At 73.7% G+C, this 18592-nt stretch carries 21 protein-coding genes; 11 read left to right on the plus strand and 10 right to left on the minus strand.

The features are described from left to right. Window positions 1-70: 70 nt before the first annotated feature. Both SM577_RS11370 and SM577_RS11375 read left to right on the plus strand, forming a co-directional pair. Window positions 71-1027 (plus strand): DMT family transporter, encoded by a 957-nt coding sequence (locus tag SM577_RS11370; protein ID WP_474586847.1) that lies wholly within the window; start codon window positions 71-73, stop codon window positions 1025-1027. 112 nt (window positions 1028-1139) lie between these two features. Next, a complete protein-coding gene (locus SM577_RS11375; protein WP_474586848.1) occupies window positions 1140-3374 on the plus strand; it encodes an APC family permease in 2235 nt (744 codons plus the stop codon). 36 nt (window positions 3375-3410) lie between these two features. On the opposite strand, the gene SM577_RS11380 is transcribed toward SM577_RS11375, so the two are convergent. Continuing rightward, complete coding sequence (locus tag SM577_RS11380) at window positions 3411-4247, minus strand: GNAT family N-acetyltransferase (protein ID WP_474586849.1); 837 nt, start codon at window positions 4245-4247, stop codon at window positions 3411-3413. A 23-nt stretch (window positions 4248-4270) separates the two neighbouring features. Further along, window positions 4271-5095 carry an SDR family NAD(P)-dependent oxidoreductase gene (locus SM577_RS11385; RefSeq protein ID WP_302918396.1) on the minus strand — a complete coding sequence of 275 codons (825 nt, stop codon included), beginning with the start codon at window positions 5093-5095 and terminating at the stop codon, window positions 4271-4273. A gap of 127 nt (window positions 5096-5222) precedes the next feature. Here SM577_RS11385 and SM577_RS11390 point away from each other — a divergent pair, with 127 nt between their 5' ends. After that, window positions 5223-6179, plus strand: coding sequence for an HpcH/HpaI aldolase/citrate lyase family protein (locus SM577_RS11390; RefSeq protein WP_474586850.1), 957 nt, complete (start codon window positions 5223-5225; stop codon window positions 6177-6179). Between the two features lie 58 nt (window positions 6180-6237). Here SM577_RS11390 and SM577_RS11395 read toward each other — a convergent pair whose 3' ends face one another. Continuing rightward, entirely contained in the window at window positions 6238-6747 is a 510-nt protein-coding gene (locus SM577_RS11395; protein WP_302918394.1) for a DUF4190 domain-containing protein, read from the minus strand. A 186-nt stretch (window positions 6748-6933) separates the two neighbouring features. Here SM577_RS11395 and SM577_RS11400 point away from each other — a divergent pair, with 186 nt between their 5' ends. Further along, window positions 6934-7773, plus strand: coding sequence for an SDR family NAD(P)-dependent oxidoreductase (locus SM577_RS11400; RefSeq protein ID WP_474582659.1), 840 nt, complete (start codon window positions 6934-6936; stop codon window positions 7771-7773). Here SM577_RS11400 and SM577_RS11405 read toward each other — a convergent pair. Beyond that, window positions 7767-8306, minus strand: a complete 540-nt coding sequence (locus SM577_RS11405) for a DUF4190 domain-containing protein (RefSeq protein WP_474582639.1) — start codon at window positions 8304-8306, stop codon at window positions 7767-7769. The two genes, SM577_RS11400 and SM577_RS11405, sit on opposite strands and share 7 nt — an antisense overlap. A gap of 179 nt (window positions 8307-8485) precedes the next feature. Here SM577_RS11405 and SM577_RS11410 point away from each other — a divergent pair, with 179 nt between their 5' ends. Beyond that, window positions 8486-9682: an acyl-CoA dehydrogenase family protein gene (locus SM577_RS11410; RefSeq protein WP_474582638.1), complete on the plus strand. Its 1197-nt coding sequence runs from the start codon at window positions 8486-8488 to the stop codon at window positions 9680-9682. Window positions 9683-9748: 66 nt separating this feature from the next. Here the strand turns inward: SM577_RS11410 and SM577_RS11415 are convergent, their stop codons facing one another. The 3 genes from SM577_RS11415 to SM577_RS11425 form a co-directional block, all read right to left on the minus strand. Further along, window positions 9749-10288, minus strand: a complete 540-nt coding sequence (locus tag SM577_RS11415; RefSeq protein WP_474586851.1) for a DinB family protein — start codon at window positions 10286-10288, stop codon at window positions 9749-9751. A 128-nt stretch (window positions 10289-10416) separates the two neighbouring features. Then, window positions 10417-10824 (minus strand): CoA-binding protein, encoded by a 408-nt coding sequence (locus tag SM577_RS11420; RefSeq protein WP_474586852.1) that lies wholly within the window; start codon window positions 10822-10824, stop codon window positions 10417-10419. 62 nt (window positions 10825-10886) lie between these two features. Continuing rightward, window positions 10887-12770, minus strand: coding sequence for an intein-containing Rv2578c family radical SAM protein (locus SM577_RS11425; RefSeq protein ID WP_474586853.1), 1884 nt, complete (start codon window positions 12768-12770; stop codon window positions 10887-10889). A 93-nt stretch (window positions 12771-12863) separates the two neighbouring features. Here SM577_RS11425 and SM577_RS11430 point away from each other — a divergent pair, with 93 nt between their 5' ends. Next, on the plus strand, window positions 12864-13277 hold the full coding sequence (locus SM577_RS11430; protein WP_302918388.1) for a thiol-disulfide oxidoreductase DCC family protein: 414 nt from the start codon (window positions 12864-12866) through the stop codon (window positions 13275-13277). 38 nt (window positions 13278-13315) lie between these two features. Here SM577_RS11430 and SM577_RS11435 read toward each other — a convergent pair whose 3' ends face one another. From SM577_RS11435 to trxA, 3 genes are all read right to left on the minus strand, one after another. Continuing rightward, complete coding sequence (locus SM577_RS11435; RefSeq protein ID WP_474586854.1) at window positions 13316-14236, minus strand: MFS transporter permease; 921 nt, start codon at window positions 14234-14236, stop codon at window positions 13316-13318. Beyond that, entirely contained in the window at window positions 14233-14673 is a 441-nt protein-coding gene (locus SM577_RS11440; protein WP_302918386.1) for a hypothetical protein, read from the minus strand. The genes SM577_RS11435 and SM577_RS11440 overlap by 4 nt, the downstream gene beginning before the upstream one ends. Before the next feature lie 120 nt (window positions 14674-14793). Then, window positions 14794-15156 (minus strand): thioredoxin, encoded by a 363-nt coding sequence (trxA, locus tag SM577_RS11445; protein ID WP_302918385.1) that lies wholly within the window; start codon window positions 15154-15156, stop codon window positions 14794-14796. A gap of 540 nt (window positions 15157-15696) precedes the next feature. On the opposite strand from trxA, the gene SM577_RS11450 reads away from it, so the two are divergent. The 5 genes from SM577_RS11450 to SM577_RS11470 all read left to right on the plus strand — a co-directional run bounded on the left by SM577_RS11450 (window position 15697) and on the right by SM577_RS11470 (window position 18592). Next, a complete protein-coding gene (locus SM577_RS11450) occupies window positions 15697-16212 on the plus strand; it encodes a MaoC family dehydratase (RefSeq protein WP_088997256.1) in 516 nt (171 codons plus the stop codon). Window positions 16213-16313: 101 nt separating this feature from the next. Next, window positions 16314-16847: a hypothetical protein gene (locus tag SM577_RS11455; protein WP_302918384.1), complete on the plus strand. Its 534-nt coding sequence runs from the start codon at window positions 16314-16316 to the stop codon at window positions 16845-16847. A gap of 62 nt (window positions 16848-16909) precedes the next feature. Further along, the gene (locus SM577_RS11460) at window positions 16910-17533 is read left to right on the plus strand and encodes a TrmH family RNA methyltransferase (protein ID WP_474582634.1); all 624 of its coding nucleotides are present in this window, start codon (window positions 16910-16912) and stop codon (window positions 17531-17533) included. A gap of 97 nt (window positions 17534-17630) precedes the next feature. Continuing rightward, a complete protein-coding gene (locus SM577_RS11465; protein ID WP_368050300.1) occupies window positions 17631-18317 on the plus strand; it encodes a DUF6758 family protein in 687 nt (228 codons plus the stop codon). A gap of 116 nt (window positions 18318-18433) precedes the next feature. After that, entirely contained in the window at window positions 18434-18592 is a 159-nt protein-coding gene (locus tag SM577_RS11470; protein WP_007455302.1) for a hypothetical protein, read from the plus strand.

Below are 18592 nucleotides of genomic sequence, written 5' to 3' on the forward strand. Positions count from 1 at the left end.
GCGGACGCGCATGATCGTAACCGAGTGATGACGGTCCGTGGTGTCCCGGATCGTGTGAGGATTGCTCCCCGTGCCGTCCGAACACCGCCCGCCCCTCGACCCGCTGACCACCGGGGCGCTCACCCTCGCCGTGGTCGCCGTGTCGTCGTCCGCGCCGCTGATCGCGTTCGCGGCCGCGCCCGCGCTGGCGGTCGCGTTCTGGCGCAACCTGCTCTCGGTCGCCGTCCTCGGCCCGGTCGCGCTGACCCGCCGCCGGGCCGAACTACGGTCGCTGACCGCCGGGGCGGGGCGGCGGGCGGGTTGGGCCTGCGTGCTCTCCGGCGTCGCCCTGGCCGCGCACTTCGCCACCTGGATGCCGAGCGCCCAGCTCACCTCGGTGGCCGCGGCGACCGCGCTGGGCGCCACCCAGCCGGTCTGGCAGGGGCTGATCGCCCGCGGGCAGGGCAAGCGGCTGCCGCGGGTGGTCTGGGTGGGGATCGGGGTGGCGGTCGGCGGGGCGGTACTGGCCAGCGGGGCGGACTTCGCCCTCTCCGGCCGGGCCTTCGCCGGTGACCTGCTCGCGGTGGCCGGCGGCCTGTTCGCCGCGGTCTACACCGCGTTCGGCGAGCGGGCCCGGGCCACGGTCAGCACCACCACGTACACCACCGTCTGCTACGGCGTCTGCACCCTGATCCTGCTGGTGCTCTGCCTGGCCGGCGGGCTGCCGCTGGGCGGCTTCGACACCGGCACCTGGCTGGCGATCCTGGCCCTGGTGGCCGGCGCCCAACTGCTCGGCCACTCGATGTTCAACTACGCGCTGCGCCGGGTCTCGGCCACCACGATCAGCGTGCTGATCCTGCTGGAGGCCCCGGGCGCGGCGCTGATCGGCTGGGCCTGGCTGGGGCAACTGCCCCGGGCCACCGCACTGCCCGGGCTCGCGCTGCTGCTCGTCGGCGTCGCGGTGGTGGTGCTGGGCGGTGCCCGCGCCCGCCGCACCCCGCCCGTCCCCACCACCGTCCCGGCCGACGCCACCCCGCTGTCCGACTGACCCACCACCCCGGACGGCACCGTCCGTCGCCGCGACCCGCGCCGGGCGCAGTCTTCCGCGAAGAGTCCGCATTCCGCCACCGTGGGCCGCGCTTTCCGTGACAGTGCGAGGGGTGGGCGGGACGAGGGCGGGCGGCGGGGCGGACGGCTCCGGAGCCGGCGAGCGCGACGGCGCGGAGGGCACCCTGGTCACGCCCTCGGCCGAGTTCCCGCCGCTGGCGCCGGAGGAGTTGGCGGCGCTGCGCCGGATCGGCGACCAGTGGCGGGCGGCCCGGCGGGATCGCGCACCCGGCACCGACGCGCTCCCGGTCGACCCCAGCCTGCGCCGCGCCGGTGGCCAGCCCGAGCCGAGCCGGTTCGGGCGGCTCGCCCCGATCGCCATGTTCCGGGTCGGCGAGCCGGACGAACTGGTCGCCACCGAGCCGGCCAACCTGCCCGGCTCCCGGTTCGGCCGTACCGTCACCCGGCTCCGGCGCGCCCTGCTCGGGCCGCCACTGAGCAGCTCCGCGGTCCTCTACGAGCGGATGCGCAAGCTGGTCGCCCTGCCCGTGCTCTCCTCCGACCTGCTCAGCTCGGTCGCATACGGGCCGGAGGCGATGCTCGCCGTGCTGCTGCTCGCCGGCAGCGGGGCGCTGGGGCTGTCGCTGCCGCTGGCCGCCGCACTGGCGGTGCTCATGGTGGCGGTCGGCGTGTCGTACCGGCAGACAGTGGTCGCCTACCCGCACGGCGCGGGCTCCTACGTGGTGGCCGGGGACAACTTCGGGCCGCGGGCCGGGCTCGCCGCCGCCGCCGGCCTGATGGTCGACTACGTGCTCACCGTGGCGGTGTCGGTGGCCGCCGGGGTGCACGCGGTCACCTCGGCGCTGCCCGGGCTGGCCGGGTGGACCGTGCCGCTCGGGGTGCTCACCATCGCCCTGCTGCTCGCCGGCAACCTGCGCGGCGTGCGTACCGCCGGGAACCTGTTCGTGCTGCCCACGTACGCCTTCGTGGTCGCGCTGCTGGCCCTGCTCGCGGTCGGCTACGCCCGCGCGGCCGGGGGCGGGTTCGCGCCGGTCCCACCGCCGCCGGTGCCGGCGGTCGAGGGACTGGGGCTGCTGCTGGTGCTGCGGGCGTTCTCCTCGGGCGCGGTGTCGATGACCGGCATCGAGGCGGTGTCGAACGCGGTCCCGGTGTTCCGGCCGCCCGAGTGGCGCAACGCCCGCATCACGCTCGGCTGGATGGTGGCCATGCTGGTGCTGCTCTTCACCGGCCTGACCGGGCTGGTCCACCTGACCGGCGTGGTGCCCACCCCGGAGGCGACCCTGCTCTCCCAGCTCGCCCGGGTCACCTTCCCGACCGGCCCCTGGTACGGGCTGGTCCAGGCGGCCACCGCGCTGATCCTGCTGCTCGCCGCGAACACCGCCTTCAACGGCTTTCCCCGGCTGCTGTTCTTCATGGCCCGGGCGGACCACGCCCCCCGCCGGTTCCTGCACATGGGGGACCGGCTGGCGTTCAGCGACGGACTGGTCGCGCTGGCCGTCGCGGCGGCGGCCGTGCTGGTGGCCTTCCGCGGGCACACCGAGTCGCTGATCCCGCTCTACGCGGTCGGGGTGTTCCTGGCGTTCACCCTCTCCCAGGCGGGGATGGTGGTCCACTGGCGACGCCGGCGCGGGCCGGGCTGGCTCCGGCGGGCGACTGTCAACGCGGTCGGCGCGGTGCTCTCCGGGCTGGTGCTGGTCACCGCCGCGGCCACCAAGTTCACCGAGGGCGCCTGGGTGGTGGTGCTCGCCGTGCCGCTGCTGGTGCTGCTCGGCACGGCGATCCACCGGCACTACGCGCTGCTGCACCGGTCGCTGGCGCTGCACCCGCCACCGGCCGGCCCGGCGCCCGCGCCCCCGGTGGTGCCGGCCCCGCCGCCGGCCGCCGGCCCGGCGCCGCCCGAGGGCGAGGAACTGCCCCAGCAGGTACGGCACCTGGTGGTGGTGCCGGTCGCCCGGCTGAACCGGGCCTCGCTGCGGGCGCTGGCGTACGCGGCCTCGCTCGGCCAGCCCACCCTGGCCGTGCACATCGCCCCCGAGGAGCCGGAGGCGGACCGGTTCCGCGAGCAGTGGCGGATCTGGGGCGACCACGTCCGGCTGGAGACGATCGTCTCGCCGTACCGGGCGGTGATCGGGCCGCTCGCGCACTACCTGGAGGCGCTGCACGCCGGCCGGGCCGACCTGGTGCTGACCGTGATCGTGCCCGAGGTGGTGGTCCGCAGCCGCTGGCACCGGCCGCTGCACAGCCGCACCGAGCAGCGGCTGCGCTCCGCCCTGCGGCCGCTGCCGGCGGTGGTGGTCACCAGCGTCCCGGTGCACCTGAGCGAGTAGCCCCGGTCGTGGCGGTCAGGGGCCCGCCGCGGCCGGTCAGACCTCCTGGACCTCCAGCACCCGGGCGTCCGGGGCGGCGTCGCCGAGCCCGGCGCGCAGCGCCACCCGCTCCGGGTCGGCGAGGAAGGCGTGGTAGCCCGCACGGGTGTCGAACCGGATCAGGTGCACCTCGGTACGCCCGTCGCCGGTGCGCTGCCGGCGCTCCACCCGGCCGCCGTGCCGGCCGAGCAGGGCGAGCACCGCGTCCTCGTACCGCTGGCCGGCCTCGACGGCGCCCTCCGCGAACTCGACCAGCGCGACGACGCGGAGCGCGGCCGCCGGGTCGGTCCGCAGCGACTTCCAGAAGTGGTGGTCGACGTGGCCGCCCGGGATGCCCTCCCGGCGGCCGGTGTCGAGGTAGCCGTGGCGGCGGTAGAACTCCGGCGCCTGGAACGAGAACGACGAGACGGAGACCTCGGTGCAGCCCCGCCGGGCGGCCTCCGCCTCGAACGCCCGCAGCAGCCGGCCGCCCCAGCCCTCGGCCCGGCGGTCCTCGCGCACCCAGACCATGCTGATCCCGGCGCAGCCGCCCCAGGTCCACCCGGTCAGCCCGGCGAGCAGCTCGCCGTCGGCGTCGGTGACCCGGACGTTGAGCTCCGCCTCGTCGTCCGCGCCGGTGGCCCGGTTGTTGAAAGCGGTCAGCTCCCGGTCCAGCCGGGCGGTCAACTCCGCGTCCGCCGTCGCGAGCACGGTCACCGTGTCACCCGCCGCCGCCGGTGGCTCGCCCTGTGCGGCCCGCCGCGCGTCGGCGTCAGCGGGCGGCGTGGCGCCGGCCGCTGGCGTGGGCGTGGCACCGGTCGATGGCACGGTGGTGGCGTCGTTCCCCGTCGTCATGCGGCGGAGTATGGCAGGCTGCGTCACTCGGCGATGCCGACCGCCTTGGCGCTGGCCGTCCAGAGCCGGGCGGCCAACCCCGGGTCGGCGGCCTTGCGCAGCGGCCGGCGCGGCCGCCGGTCGAAGTAGTAGCCGCCGTCGACCAGCCGGGCCGGGTCCTGGTTGGCCAGCCAGACCAGCGTCTCCGCCCCCTTCTCCGGGCTGCGGAACGGCAGCATCCGCATGCCGAGCGCGACCAGCCGGCTGTCGTTGCCGAACCGGGTGCGCACCACGCCGGGGTGGAAGCAGTACGACAGCACCTGCGGCCAGCGCCGCGCCGCCTCGGCGGTGAACAGGATGTTGGCCTGCTTGCTGGTGCCGTACGCGGTCATCGCCCGGTAACGGCGCAGTGGCGCGTTCAGGTCCTCCGGGTCCAGGATGCCGCTGCGGTGCGCCCCGGAGGCGGTCACCACCATCCGGCCGATCCGGTCCCGCAGCAGGTTGCTGAGCAGGAACGGGGCGAGGTGGTTGGCCTGGATCGACAGCTCGAACCCGTCCACCGTGGTCAGCGGCTGGAGCACGATCGCGCCCGCGTTGTTGGCCAGCACGTCGATCCGGTCGTACGCGGCCCGCAGCCGCTCGGCCAGCCCGCGTACGTCGTCGAGCACCGCGAAGTCCGCCCGGAACAGCTCGGGCCGCTCCCCGGACGCCTCCCGGACCTGCTCGGCCGCCGCCTGCAACCGCGCCGGGTCGCGGCCGACCAGTACCACCTGGTCACCGCGGCGCGCCAGGTCCACCGCCGCCGCCAGACCGATCCCCGAACTGGCCCCGGTCACCACCACGAGTCGGCGCCCAGTGACATCTTCCACAGGTCCATTCACCCCGGTCATGGCGCGAGGTTACCGTGGCGTCACAACGCCCTTTGGGATCGTTAAGTTCTCGGATTCTCGTCTGCTGGCGTCGGCGTGCCCGCCGCACGCTGGAAGGAGCGCACCCATGGCCGCAGTCGGTCGCCCCCGCCGGTCCTGCCTCGCGGTACCCGGTTCCAGCGTCAAGATGCTCGGCAAGGCCCAGGGCCTCCCGGCCGACCAGGTCTTCCTCGACCTGGAGGACGCGGTCGCCCCGCTGGCCAAGCCGGACGCCCGGAAGAACATCGTGGCCGCGCTCAACGAGGGCGACTGGTCCGGCAAGACCCGGGTGGTCCGGGTCAACGACCTGACCACCCCGTGGACCTACCGGGACGTCATCGACGTGGTCGAGGGGGCCGGCGCCAACCTCGACTGCGTCATGCTGCCGAAGGTGCAGAACGCGGCCCAGGTGCAGTGGCTCGACCTGACGCTCACCCAGTTGGAGAAGACCCTCGGCCTGGAGGTCGGCCGGATCGGCATCGAGGCGCAGATCGAGAACGCCGCCGGCCTGGTCAACGTCGACGCGATCGCCGCCGCCTCGCCCCGGGTCGAGACGATCATCTTCGGCCCGGCCGACTTCATGGCCTCGATCAACATGAGGTCGCTGGTGGTGGGCGCGCTCATCCCGGACTACGCGGGCGACCCGTACCACTACATCCTGATGCGGATCCTGATGGCCGCGCGGATGCACGACAAGCAGGCCATCGACGGCCCGTTCCTGCAGATCCGCGACGTGGACGCGTTCCGCGAGGTGGCCAAGCGCTCGGCCGCGCTGGGCTTCGACGGCAAGTGGGTGCTGCACCCGGGCCAGATCGACGCCGCCAACGAGGTGTACTCGCCGGCCCAGGCCGACTACGACCACGCCGAGTTGATCCTCGACGCGTACGAGCACTACACCTCGGAGGCGGGCGGCAAGCTGGGCGCGGTGATGCTCGGCGACGAGATGATCGACGAGGCGTCCCGCAAGATGGCGCTGGTGATCGCGGCCAAGGGGCGGGCGGCCGGGATGACCCGGACGTCCAGCTTCACCCCGCCCGCGGAATAGCCCCGCACCGCTCCTTCGGCGTGCCGCCCCGGTCGAGCCGGGGCGGCACGGCGCGTTCTCAGTAGCTGCTGCTGGTGTTGTCGGCCTGCGTGATCGCGAAGACGATGGCCGCCGCGTAGAAGAGGATCGCCAGCACCAGCAGACCGGTGAAGATCCAGCCGACGATGATGGCGGCCTTGGCCATGCCCTCGCCGCCCTCGCCGGTCTGCCGGATCTGCTTCTGGGCCACGTGCCCGAGGATCGCCCCGACCGGGGCGGTGATGCAGGACCCGACGCCGACCAGGGAGAGCACCAGCGCGGCGATGGCGAGGCCGTTGGTCTTCTGCTGCGGCGGGTAGCCGTAGCCGTAGGCGGGCGGCGGGTAGGCGCCGGCGGCGTACGGGTCGCCGGGCTGGCCGGGCGACTTCATACCGGCGTACGGGTCGCCGCCGGGGTAGGGATCGGCGGCGGTGGGCTGGGTGGGCACGGGCTGACCACTGATCGGCAGGGTCGGATCGGCCGGTGGGCTCGACTGCTGGCCCGACCACGCCGGGTCGTTCCAGCCGCCCGACGGCGGGGGATAAGTCATGCGTCTTCTCCGTAGGGTGCGGGTGCGGGGTCAGGGTAGCCACCGCGGGGCAAACCGCGTGGTCCCGCCACCGGGGGTCGCGTTGCCCGGGCGGGGAGAACCGGGCAGGATCCTGACATGGTGATTGACGCGCGAGCGGCGGACCGCTCCGGCAGCCGACCGCGACGGGACGCGAGCCGCCCCGGGCTGGCCCGGCGCAGCCGGGCGGGCGTGGCCGTGGCCGCCCCCGGACAGGACGAACCGGCGCCGCTGCCCGAGCCGGTGACCATGCGGCTGGACGGGAAGGTCGCCCTGGTGACCGGAGCGGGCAGCCCGGACGGCATCGGCTACGCGACCGCGCGTCGCCTCGCCGACCTGGGCGCCCGGGTGGCCATCGTCTCCACCACCCGGCGGATCCACGAACGGGCCAGCGAGCTGGGGGTGATTGGGTTCGTCGCCGACCTCACCGACGAGTCGGAGGTCGGCGCGCTCGCCGACGCCGTGGCCGAGCAGCTCGGCGACGTGGAGGTGCTGGTCAACAACGCCGGTCTGGCCAGCCGGGCCAGCCCCGAGGTGCTGCGCCCGGTGGCCCAGCTCAGCTACGACGAGTGGCGCGGCGAGATCGACCGGAACCTGACCACCGCGTTCCTGTGCAGCCGGGCGTTCATCGGCGGGATGGCCGAGCGCGGCTGGGGGCGGATCGTGAACCTGGCGGCGACCGCCGGGCCGGTGAACGCGCTGCCCACCGAGGCGGCGTACGCGGCGGCGAAGGCGGGCGTGGTCGGGCTGACCCGGGCGCTGGCGATGGAGATGATCGCCGACGGGGTGACCGTGAACGCGGTAGCGCCCGGCACCATCTACACCGCGGCGTCCACCATGGCCGAGATCAAGCAGGGCCTCGGTACGCCGGTCGGCCGGCCGGGCACGCCGGACGAGGTGGCCGCCGCCATCGCCTTCCTCTGCTCGCCGGCCGCCTCCTACATCACCGGCCAGATGCTGGTGGTGGACGGCGGCAACAGCGTCCGCGAGGCGCAGTTCCGTCAGTAGGCGGTGCCGTCCACGCCGGTGAACGCGACCAGCGCGATCCAGCCGCAGCAGACGAGCAGGCCCAGCCCGGTGAAGACGTAGCCGAGGATCAGCCCCCAGGTGGCCAACTGGTCGCCCTCCTCGCCGCTGGTCCGCAGCTGCCGCTTGGCCAGGTGGCCGAGGACGATGCCGGCGGGCGAGAACACGAACGCGAAGACCAGCGAGAGGATGGCCAGCACGTTCGTCCCCCGGGTCGGCCCGGGTGACGGCGGTCCGTACTGGCCGTAGGGCCCCTGCGGGGCGTACGGGGGCTGCTGCCCCCACTGCGGGGCGTGCGGGGGCTGACCGGGCTGCTCGTACGACGGCTGCCCGTACGCCGGCTGCTGCTCGTACGACGGCGGCCCGTACCCCGACGGGGGCTCCTGTCCCGGTGGCTGGCCGTAACCCGACGAGGGCTCCGGCCCGGGGAAGGGCTCCTGCCCCGGGGGCGGCGGTTCCCACGGCGACGGCGGTCGGTCCGGATCCGGCGGACCCGGCGGCGGTGGCTGGCTCACGGGTGTCCTCCTCCTGCCGGTGGCGGATCACGCCCCTCTTGCCGGACGCTACCGGTAGCGGTGAACCTTTTCACAGCGGTTGTGTGGACTGGTCACCTTGGCCTCGCCGGCCGCGCGGCCGATACTGACCGAGCGTTCAGTTACCCATGAGTAAGGCGCCGATCCCCCCGGAGGCTGAGATGGCTCGACTCGCCCAGACGCCCGGCCTGACCGACGAGCAGCGGTCGATCCTGGAAACCGTCCGGGAGTTCGCCGACAAGGAGATCATCCCGCACGCGCAGCGGCTGGAGCACGCCGACGAGTACCCCACCGACATCCTCGACGGGATGCGCGAGATGGGGCTCTTCGGCCTCACCATCGCCGAGGAGTACGGCGGCCTGGGCGAGTCCCTGCTGACCTACGCGCTGGTGGTCGAGGAGCTGTCCCGGGGCTGGATGTCGATCTCCGGCATCGTCAACACCCACTTCATCGTGGCGTACCTGATCTCGCAGCACGGCTCGGCCGAGCAGAAGGCCCGGCTGCTGCCGAGGATGGCCACCGGCGAGGTGCGCGGCGCCTTCTCGATGTCCGAGCCGGAGTGCGGCTCCGACGTCTCGGCGATCAAGTCCCGGGCGGTCCGCGACGGCGACAACTACGTCATCAACGGCCAGAAGATGTGGCTGACCAACGGCGCCTACTCGTCGGTGGTGGCCACCCTGGTGAAGACCGACACCGGCGCCGACTCGGTCTACGGCAACATGAGCACCTTCCTGCTGGAGAAGGAGCCCGGCTTCGGCGAGACCGCGCCCGGCCTGACCATCCCCGGCAAGATCGACAAGATGGGCTACAAGGGCGTCGAGACCACCGAGATGGTGCTCGACGGGGTGACCGTGCCCGCCTCCGCGGTGCTCGGTGGCGCGGAGAAGGTCGGCCGCGGCTTCTACCAGATGATGGACGGCATCGAGGTCGGGCGGGTCAACGTCGCCGCCCGCGCCTGCGGCATCTCCATCCGGGCCTTCGAGCTCGCCGTCGCGTACGCCCAGCAGCGCCGCACCTTCGGCCAGCCGCTCGCCAGGCACCAGGCCGTCGCCTTCAAGCTCGCCGAGATGGGTACCAAGATCGAGGCGGCGCACGCCCTGATGGTGAACGCGGCCCGGCTCAAGGACGCCGGCCAGCGCAACGACGTCGAGGCCGGCATGGCCAAGCTGCTCGCCTCCGAGTACTGCGCCGAGGTGGTGCAGGAGGCGTTCCGCATCCACGGCGGCTACGGCTACTCCAAGGAGTACGAGATCGAGCGGCTGATGCGGGAGGCCCCGTTCCTGCTCATCGGCGAGGGCACCTCGGAGATCCAGAAGACAATCATCTCCCGCGGTCTGCTCAAGGAGTACAAGCTCTGACCCGGTGAGCACTCTCCCGCCCGGTCAGGCCCGGTGCCCGCGCGCCGTGCCGCCGGGCGGCTCCGGCTACCCGGGCACCGTCGCGCCGCCCGCGGCGCGGAGCAGGCGGAGCTGGCCGATCTCGGCGACGTTCTTCATCAGCTCGGCGTTGACCCAGCCGACGGTGTGGGCGACCGTGTGCGCGGGGTCGTCCTGCCAGGGGAACGGCGCGGTGGCGTCCAGGTCGGCGTCGGTCAGCCCGTCGAGCAGGGCGAGCCACCGGGATCGCAGGTCGCGCAGCCAGGCGATGGTCGGTTCGCCCGGCCCGGGCCAGCGGATCTCCTCGCGTGGCGGCGCGGGGCGCCCGTGCGACCGGTCGATCGCCACCGTCCACCACCAGCCGATGTGCCAGGTGAGCCAGCCGATCGTGGGCACCGGGACCGGGTCGGGTTCGGCGTCCGCCCAGTCGGGCGTCCAACCGCCGTCCGGGTCGGGCCGGACGGTCCAGCAGTGCGGGGTCGGCTCCCAGCGGAAGTCGGCCGGTTGGAGCCGGTCGAGGTGGTACTCGAACAGCGCCCAGGTCAGGTCGAACTGCCAACGCAGCAGCGTGCGGGGAGGTACCGGCATCAACGGATCATGACGCCGCGCACCCACCCGCGTCGACCGGATTCGCCGGACGGTGGCGGTGCCGGGCGGCGCGCGCCCTCCGGCGCGGCGCCCGGCCGGTTCAGCCCGTCCTGCTCAGCCCAGGCGGTTCAGCGCAGGCGGGTCAGGCCGGCGGCGGCGCGCTCGATGATCAGGCAGCGGTCCTCGACGTAGTCGATGCCCGCCTCGGTGGCGATCCGCCGTGCCTCGGGCGAGACGATGCCGAGTTGCAGCCAGACCGCCGGCGCGCCGATCGCCACCGCCTCGCGGACCACCTCGACCGCGTCGGCGGCCGGCCGGAAGATGTCGACCAGGTCGACCGGGTGCGGGATGTCGGCCAGCGAGCGGTAGGCCCGCTCGCCGAAGAGTTCGTCCGCCGTCGGGTTGACCGGGATGATCCGCCAGCCGTACCGCTGCATCTGCAACGGCACGCTGTGCGCGGCCTTGCGGGGGTCGCGGGACGCGCCCACGACGGCGATCACGGCGGAGTCGGCGAGGATCTGCTGAGCGGAGCGCACGCGCCGACTCTAACCCCGCCCGGCGGTCGACCGTCGCCGAGCGGCCGGCTCCGGACGGCGACTCACAGCAGGGTCAACTGCTCGGTGGCCGGGGGCGCCGGCGGCTCGGGCAGGCCACGGTTCTCGCCGCGATCGGCCCGGTGCAGGCCGTGCCGACGGGCCGCGATCCGCACCCGCGCGGTCAGCTCCCGCTGGTACGCCTGCGGGGCGTAGGCGCCGGAGCGGTAGAGCTCGCGGTAGCGGGGCACCAGCTGCGGGAACTCCCGCCCGAGCCAGCGCGCGTACCACTCGCGGGCGCCGGGGCGCAGGTGCAGCGCCAGCGGGGTGACGCTGGACGCGCCCGCCGCGGCGATCGCCGACACGGTGGCCTCGATCGACTCGTCGCCGTCGCTGAGGCCGGGCAGGATCGGCGCCATCAGCACGCCCACCTCGAAGCCCGCGTCGGTGAGCGCCCGGACGGCGTCCAGCCGCCGGCGCGGGCTGGGGGTGCCGGGCTCGACGGCCCGCCAGAGCCGCTCGTCGACGAAGCCGACCGAGTAGGAGACGCCGACCCGGGTCACCTCGGCGGCCTGCCGCAGCAGCGGCAGGTCGCGCAGCAGCAGCGTGCCCTTGGTGAGGATGGAGAACGGGTTGGCGAAGTCGCGCAGCGCCGCGATGATCTGCGGCATCAGCCGGTAGCGTCCCTCGGCCCGCTGGTAGCAGTCGACGTTGGTGCCCATCGCGATGTGCGCGCCCCGCCAGCGCGGCGCGGCCAGCTCCCGCCGGACCAGCTCCCCGGCGTTGACCTTGACGATCACCTTGCGGTCGAAGTCCGCCCCCGCGTCCAGGTCGAGGTAGGTGTGCGTGTTGCGGGCGAAGCAGTTGTGGCTCACCACGCCGTTGGCGATGAAGTCGCCGGTGCCGGTGGTGATGTCCCACAGCGGCAGCTCCACCCCGAGCGGCTCCACGGCGGTGACGCGCGGCGCGGCGAGGCGGGGGACCCGGACCCCGTCGATCAGCCGCCCCCGCGGCCGCCGCGGCTCGGCCAGGTGCAGGAACCGCAGCCGCTCGCGCAGCCCGCCGGTCAACCGGAGCTGCCGGGGGCGGCCGGGGAGGTTGTGGTCCTCGCGGACGAAGGTGAAGCCGAACCGGTCGAGCGCCGCGGTCACGTCGTGGAGGCGCTCGTCGTCCGCCACGCTGATCCGCAGGGCGTCGCTGCTGCACCTGCCCCCGAGGTCGAAGGCCCCGGCCAGCAGGCCGAGCCACCAGTCGTCGGCGGGGCGCTCGGCCGGGTCGGCGCCGGCGCCACCGGAGGTGTCGAGCGGGGCCGAGCCGGCCCGGGCCGTCGCGTGCAGATAGCCCCGACGGTAGTCGGTGGAGCCCTTGTGCCCTTCGTGGAACCGGCCGGTGCCGATCAGCCGTTCCCCGCACGCCAGGCGCCGGCGCCGGCCCGGCTCCGGAGCGACGTAGCGCCAGCCCTCGCCGGACAGGAAGCGGTGGTCGCCGCTGGCGACCAGGGTGGTGCCGTCGTCCAGCGTGACCCGGTGGGCCGGCTTCACGGTGGACCACTTGGCCAGCACCGTGGTCACCACGTAGCGGCGGTGGTCGCCCTGGCGCCGCGTGCCGTAGATCCGCTCGCCGATCTCCAGGTCGCGGATGGGCTTGGTCCGCCCGTCCGCGAGCAGGACCAGCGTGTCGCCGGAGAGGCAGTAGACACACGCGTGCGAGCAGCCCCGGTAGGGGTTGACGGTCCACTCGAACGGGACGCGGGAGGCGCCGGGAACCTTGTTGATGATGGACTTGGCGCGCACCTCGTAGAACGTCATGCCGGCGAAGCCGGGGGTGTCGAAGGTGCGGGCGACCGCGCCGGGCAGCGCCAGCGGCAGGGGTGGCGTCGCTGGCGCTGCCCGCCCGGGAACGCCCTCGTCCGGGGGAGCGGAGAGGTTGTCCCAGCGCATGGGCTCCATTCGAACATGCGTACGAGTCGAACGCAAGCGACCCGCCGTGTTCCCGGCCACCTCGACCGCCGGCCCGGGCCCGGGTGGGTGGAGGATGGGGGCATGGAGAGGTCGACGTTCGTCTACGACGGGGACTGTGCGTTCTGCACCCGCTGCGCCGAGTTCATCGAACGCCGGATCCCGACCGGCGCCCGGGTGCTGCCCTGGCAGTTCGCCGACCTGGCCGCGCTCGGCCTGACCGAGGCCGAGTGCGAGGAGGCGGTGCAGTGGGTGGGCGCCGACGGCTCCCGCGCCGCCGGCCCGGACGCGATCGCCAGGCTGCTCGGCGACAGCGGGCCGCTCTGGCGGGTGGCCGGCGCCGGCCTCCGCTTCCCGCCGGTGCGCGCGGCCGCCTGGCCGGCGTACCGCTGGGTGGCCCGCAACCGGCACCGGCTGCCCGGTGGCACCGCCGCCTGCGCGCTGCCCCAGGAGGCGCGGGAACGCCTCTACGGCCCGGCCGGTCGCCCCGGCGCCTGACCGACCTCCCCGCCCGGCGGACGCCCGCCGGGCCCGTCCTACGACCCGGCCGGCTCCGCGACCGCCGGGTCCGCCAGTGGCGGCGCCCCCGGCGGTGCCCCGACCTCGACGGGTCGGCGGTCCCCCGGATCGCGCCGGCGGCCGACGAGCCGGCCGGCCCAGACCAGCGGCCGGACCCGCTCCAGCGGCAGGAAACTGGTCATCGCCGCCAGGTGCGGGGCGAACGAGATGGTGATGGTCGCGAACGTCACCAGGTGGAACGAGTAGAAGAAGCCCACCGTGTACAGCCGCCACCGTCCCCGGAGCAGGAAGATCGCCGGGCTGGCGAGTTCGAACGCGACGATGCCGAACTGGGCGACGATCAGCAGGTACGGCACGCTGGCGATCAGATCGGCCAGGTCGGTGCCACGGCGGATGATCGCCCGGGCCAGCACCGAGCCGGTCAGCCAGTCGAGGCCGCCGAAGCGCAGCTTGGCCCAGGCGGCGAGGAAGTAGGTGCAGATCACCGCGATCTGGGTGACCCGCAGCGCCCAGCCGCCGGCCTCGGTGCGGGTCGGGTCGCCGTGCCGGGCCCGGCCGGCGGTGGGCAGCACCGCGAGCGCCACCAGCAGGCCGAACCGGTCGTGGTCGACCTTGCCGTAGCTCATCGCCACGATCATCCACTCGAAGTAGAGCGCGAAGACCGTCCAGCCGAGCAGCCGGGGCGCCCGGCCGGTCGCGGCCAGCAGGGCGAACAGCAGCAGCGCCCAGAAGATGACGTCGACCAGCGCCGGGGTCGGGGTGGGCAGCGGCAGCAGCCGGCCGACCAGCAGCGGCTGGTAGAGCTCGCCGGGCACCGCGACCCGGGTGCGCACCCAGGGGGTGAACAACGCCAGGTCCGCGGCGACGAAGAGATAGATCAGCGTACGGAAGGCGGCCACCCGCGCGCGGGGGACCGGCTCGGTCAGCCAGCGGATCATCGGGGGGCCTGCCAGCTCACCACTGTCTCGTCGGTCCACCGGCCGGTCGGCCGGCCGTCCCGGATGCCGTGCCAGCGGATCACGATGCGGACCTCGACCAGCCGTGCCGCGTCCGGGTTGCGTTCGGCGTACGCGTCGGCCACCTCGGCGAGCAGCGCGGGGTCGGCGGCGTAGCGGTCCTGCTGGCCCTCGATCTCGGCCCGGCGGATGCCGGTGGCCCGCTCACCCAGGCCGACCACGGCCCCGGTGGCGTCGATCCCCTCGACCCGGGTGTCCGGGGCGGGGGAGCTGGGCGGGTTGGACGTCGAGTACATCCGGAACGGCCCGAACGGGAAGTGGTCGTCGGTGCCCCAGACGGTGCCGGCCAGCAGTAGCGCCAGCCCGAGCGCGGTGGCGGCGATTCGGGCCGCGCGGCCGCGGGCGGTCAGAGTCTCCATCGGGTCGTGACGATACGCGACGCGCCGCGGCGCGCGGGGGCGTGCGAGCGGTCTGCCGTGTCCGCCGCCGGACACGCCGACGGCCGGGCCCGTGGTGGGACCCGGCCGTCGTGTGGTCGGTCAGTGCTTGTGCTCGGCAAGCTGCTTGCGGACGTCGTCCATGTCGAGGGCCTCGACCTGTTCGATCAGGTTCTCCAGCGCCGACTCGGGCAGCGCGCCCGGCTGGGCGAAGACGATCACACCGTCACGGATGGCCATGATCGTGGGGATGGACCGGATGTCGAACTTGGCGCCCAGTTCCTGCTGCGCCTCGGTGTCCACCTTGCCGAAGACGATGTCCGGGTGCTTCTCCGACGAGCGCTCGTAGACCGGGGCGAACCGCTTGCAGGGACCGCACCAGTCGGCCCAGAAGTCGACCAGGACGATGCCGTCGCCGCTGGTCACCTCGTCGAAGTTTGCCGTGGTCAGCTCTACGGTTGCCATGGGAGTCTCTCCGATCACCGCGGAATAGCTACGTCTGGTGGAACGAGGACGTACCCCGTCGGATTCCCGTCCCGGGGGTGCGGAAACATGCTCGCCGAGGTGATCCTCATCATCGACGGCCGTCTGTCGGATCGGCCCGTGCGGTCCGCAAATGCAGTACGCATTTGCGTGACCCGATGTGATGGGAGCGTTTCCAAGGAGATCGACCGCCGCTTCCGGCGCCGCTCGGTAACTTCGCGCCTGACAAGCGGGGATTCCGCCCCCGGAGATCGCTTACGGCTCGACCAATCATGACGGAGAGTAGTGTTACAAAAAGATAAATGTGACCTCCGTCTCTGTCCGCTGCCGGTCCGCGTCCGGCAGAATCTCTCGCATCAGAGCGTGGGCGGCGGGTGCCGGGGAGGGCCCCGCCGCTCATTGCGTCTCCCCCCGGGTCGGCCGGTGTGACATTTCCCCACGGCCCACGCCCCGCTCTTCTCCTTAACCCTCGATAAGGCATGCTGTGCCGAACTCCATCGCCGCCCGTCGAAGGGGACAAGGATGCAGTTCGGCCGCTACTACGAGGAGTTCGAGGTCGGCGCGGTCTACCGGCACTGGCCGGGCAAGACGGTCACCGAGTACGACGACCACCTCTTCTGCCTGCTCACCATGAACCACCACCCGCTGCACATGGACGCGCACTACGCCGAGACGGCGAGCCAGTTCAAGCGCAACGTGGTGGTGGGCAACTACATCTACTCCCTGCTCCTGGGCATGTCCGTGCCGGACGTCAGCGGCAAGGCGATCGCCAACCTCGAGGTCGAGTCGCTGCGGCACGTCGCGCCGACCTTCCACGGCGACACCATCTACGGCGAGACCACCGTGCTGGACAAGCGGGAGTCCTCCTCGAAGCCCGACCGGGGCGTGGTGGCGGTGGAGACCCGGGGCTACAACCAGGACGGCACGCTGGTCTGCGTCTTCCGTCGCCGGGTGATGGTCCCCAAACGCGAGTACGCGGCCAGCGCCGTCCCCGAGGGCGTCGACCCGGAGCGGCCCAGCTTCCCCGAGCCGCGCTGACCGGTCCGCCGGACCGCACCCGACCCCCCGCGCCCGCGACGCGACGGGCCCCTTCCACCCCGGTTCCGGGTGGAAGGGGCCCTTTTCCCGATCCGGGGCATATGCTGGCGCCGGAGGTCCCCATGAGCCACTCCCTCGCCGGAGAGCCGCCCTCTGCCGGTCGCCGTACCGCACCGCTGACCACCGCCGTCTACTCCGCCGCCGAGTGGGATCTGCTGACCGACCTGCCCGGCCGGGTCGTCGTGGCCGCCGCCGCGCCCGGCCCCGGGCGGCCCCGCCGGGGCGTCGCCGCCGGGCTGGCCGGCCTGGACGCGGTCGCCGCCGGCCGGGCCTTCGACAGCGACCTGGTCCGCGCCGTGGTCGCCGCGATCTACGCCCGGCACGACGGCGCGGTCGAGCCGACCGACCGGCTCACCGACCTGGTGGACCTGCTCGCCGCCTGCCGCGCCGCGGCGCGGGTGCTGCGCCGGCGGGCCGATCCGGCCGACTCGGCGGCGTACCGGCAGTGGGTGCAGTCGGTGGCCGCCCGGGTCTGCCGGGCGGCGCCGGCCGGCCCACCGGGGCCCGCCGCCGGGGAGTCGCCCGCCGACCGCCGCTTCCTCGACCGCCTGGGCGGCGCGCTGGGGCTGCGCTGAGCCGCACCGGTTCCCGGGGCCACGCCGGTGCTCCGGCGCCCGGGCCGTACCCTCTCCAGACCGTGACCGATGAGCAGCTCGACGTCGGCGTGGGACCGTGGCCCGGAGACCCGCCGGACGACCCGCGCTACGACCCCGTGCTGCTCGCCGAGGGCGACCGGCGCAACGTGGTGGACCGCTACCGGTACTGGCGGCGCGAGGCGGTGGTGGCGGACCTGGACCGGCGCCGGCACGACTTCCACGTGGCCATCGAGAACTGGCAGCACGACTTCAACATCGGCACGGTGGTCCGCAACGCCAACGCCTTCCTCGCCGCCGAGGTGCACATCGTCGGCCGGCGCCGGTGGAACCGCCGCGGCGCCATGGTGACCGACCGCTACCAGCACGTCCGGCACCACCCGACGATCGAGGAGTTCGTCGCCTGGGCGGCGGAGCGGGACCTGCCGGTGGTCGGCATCGACAACCTGCCCGGCTCCCGGCCGCTGGAGACCACCACCCTGCCGCGACGCTGCGTCCTGCTCTTCGGGCAGGAGGGGCCGGGCCTGTCCGACCCGGCCCGGGCCGCCTGCGCCCAGCTCTTCTCGATCGCCCAGTACGGCTCCACCCGGTCGATCAACGCCGGGGTGGCCAGCGGCATCGCCATGCACGCCTGGATCCGCGCCCACGCCGGCCCGCCGCCGGACTGAGCGGCACTACCGCACCCGGCGGTCGCCGGGCACCGAAACCGGCGCTCCGCTTGACGGACCGGCGGTGCGGGGTGACGGTGGAAAGGTGAGTGTCGCGGTGAGTTGTCCCAGGTGCGGTGGTCCGGTCCGGGCGCCGGACCTGATGCACAGCGAATCGCGTTGCCTGGACTGCGGGCCGGTCCCGCCGCTGCACGTGCCCGAGCACATCGGAGCGGAGATCGTGGCCAGTGTGGTCGACCGGATCACCGCCGCCGCCGAGCCGCCGAAGCGGCCGGCCGCACCGCTGTGGTGCCCGTGGCCGTTGCCGACCGGCTGGACGATGACCGGCGTGGCGTACGCCGGGGACGACCGCACCGGCGTCCGGGCCACCGCGGTCGCCTGCGCGGGCCCGTCGCCGCTCGCCGGCGGCCCGGCCGACCTGGTCTTCGTGGCCGAGGAGCCGGGCGTCGGCCTGGGCACCCGGCTCGCCGGCATGCCCGGCCCGGATCCGGGTCCACAACTGGCGGACGCGTTGACCGACCCCGGGCCGGGACACCCCGAGCACGTCGGGCAGGCTCGGATCAAGGTGGGCGGTCACCCGACTCCACTGTGGTTGGTGAATTCACCGGCGGATCGAAGCGCGTACGCGGGCGAGGCTCGGGGAATGTGGCTGCATGCGATAGCCTGGCCGGCGAGTGCGGGGCACCTGCTCGCGGAGGACGTCGTGCTGCACGACCTGACCGAGTGGACACCCCCCGAACTCGTGTACGGCGCACCGTCTCCGTACCTGCACGGGAGGGCTTGACATGGCTCCCGGAATGACGGAGAACGGACGCAGATATTCACTGTACGACACCACACTGATACTCTGGGTGCCGCTGCGGTAATGGGACCCGGCGCCGCGCGAGAGGATGGCCCGCCATGGTCAAGAAGGTCCTCACCTGGGCCGGAATCGCATTCTTGATCTTCTTCGTCGCCTACCGGCCGAACTCCGCGGCGGACGTGTTCAAGTCGCTGGGTGGCGGCATCATGGACATCGCCCAGGGCTTCGGCGACTTCTTCACCAGCCTCGTCGCCTGA

The organism is Micromonospora desertarenae (genome assembly GCF_056150265.1).

What these genes read in the sequence shown, in the direction of transcription:
- SM577_RS11380 (WP_474586849.1), bottom strand. Translation starts at nt 4,247, where the DNA reads ATGACGACGGGGAACGACGCCACCACCGTGCCATCGACCGGTGCCACG.
- SM577_RS11435 (WP_474586854.1), bottom strand. Translation starts at nt 14,236, where the DNA reads ATGATCCGCTGGCTGACCGAGCCGGTCCCCCGCGCGCGGGTGGCCGCC.
- SM577_RS11425 (WP_474586853.1), bottom strand. Translation starts at nt 12,770, where the DNA reads ATGGAGCCCATGCGCTGGGACAACCTCTCCGCTCCCCCGGACGAGGGC.
- SM577_RS11450 (WP_088997256.1), top strand. Translation starts at nt 15,697, where the DNA reads ATGCAGTTCGGCCGCTACTACGAGGAGTTCGAGGTCGGCGCGGTCTAC.
- trxA (WP_302918385.1), bottom strand. Translation starts at nt 15,156, where the DNA reads ATGGCAACCGTAGAGCTGACCACGGCAAACTTCGACGAGGTGACCAGC.
- SM577_RS11395 (WP_302918394.1), bottom strand. Translation starts at nt 6,747, where the DNA reads ATGACTTATCCCCCGCCGTCGGGCGGCTGGAACGACCCGGCGTGGTCG.
- SM577_RS11430 (WP_302918388.1), top strand. Translation starts at nt 12,864, where the DNA reads ATGGAGAGGTCGACGTTCGTCTACGACGGGGACTGTGCGTTCTGCACC.
- SM577_RS11410 (WP_474582638.1), top strand. Translation starts at nt 8,486, where the DNA reads ATGGCTCGACTCGCCCAGACGCCCGGCCTGACCGACGAGCAGCGGTCG.
- SM577_RS11390 (WP_474586850.1), top strand. Translation starts at nt 5,223, where the DNA reads ATGGCCGCAGTCGGTCGCCCCCGCCGGTCCTGCCTCGCGGTACCCGGT.
- SM577_RS11440 (WP_302918386.1), bottom strand. Translation starts at nt 14,673, where the DNA reads ATGGAGACTCTGACCGCCCGCGGCCGCGCGGCCCGAATCGCCGCCACC.
- SM577_RS11415 (WP_474586851.1), bottom strand. Translation starts at nt 10,288, where the DNA reads ATGCCGGTACCTCCCCGCACGCTGCTGCGTTGGCAGTTCGACCTGACC.
- SM577_RS11455 (WP_302918384.1), top strand. Translation starts at nt 16,314, where the DNA reads ATGCTGGCGCCGGAGGTCCCCATGAGCCACTCCCTCGCCGGAGAGCCG.
- SM577_RS11470 (WP_007455302.1), top strand. Translation starts at nt 18,434, where the DNA reads ATGGTCAAGAAGGTCCTCACCTGGGCCGGAATCGCATTCTTGATCTTC.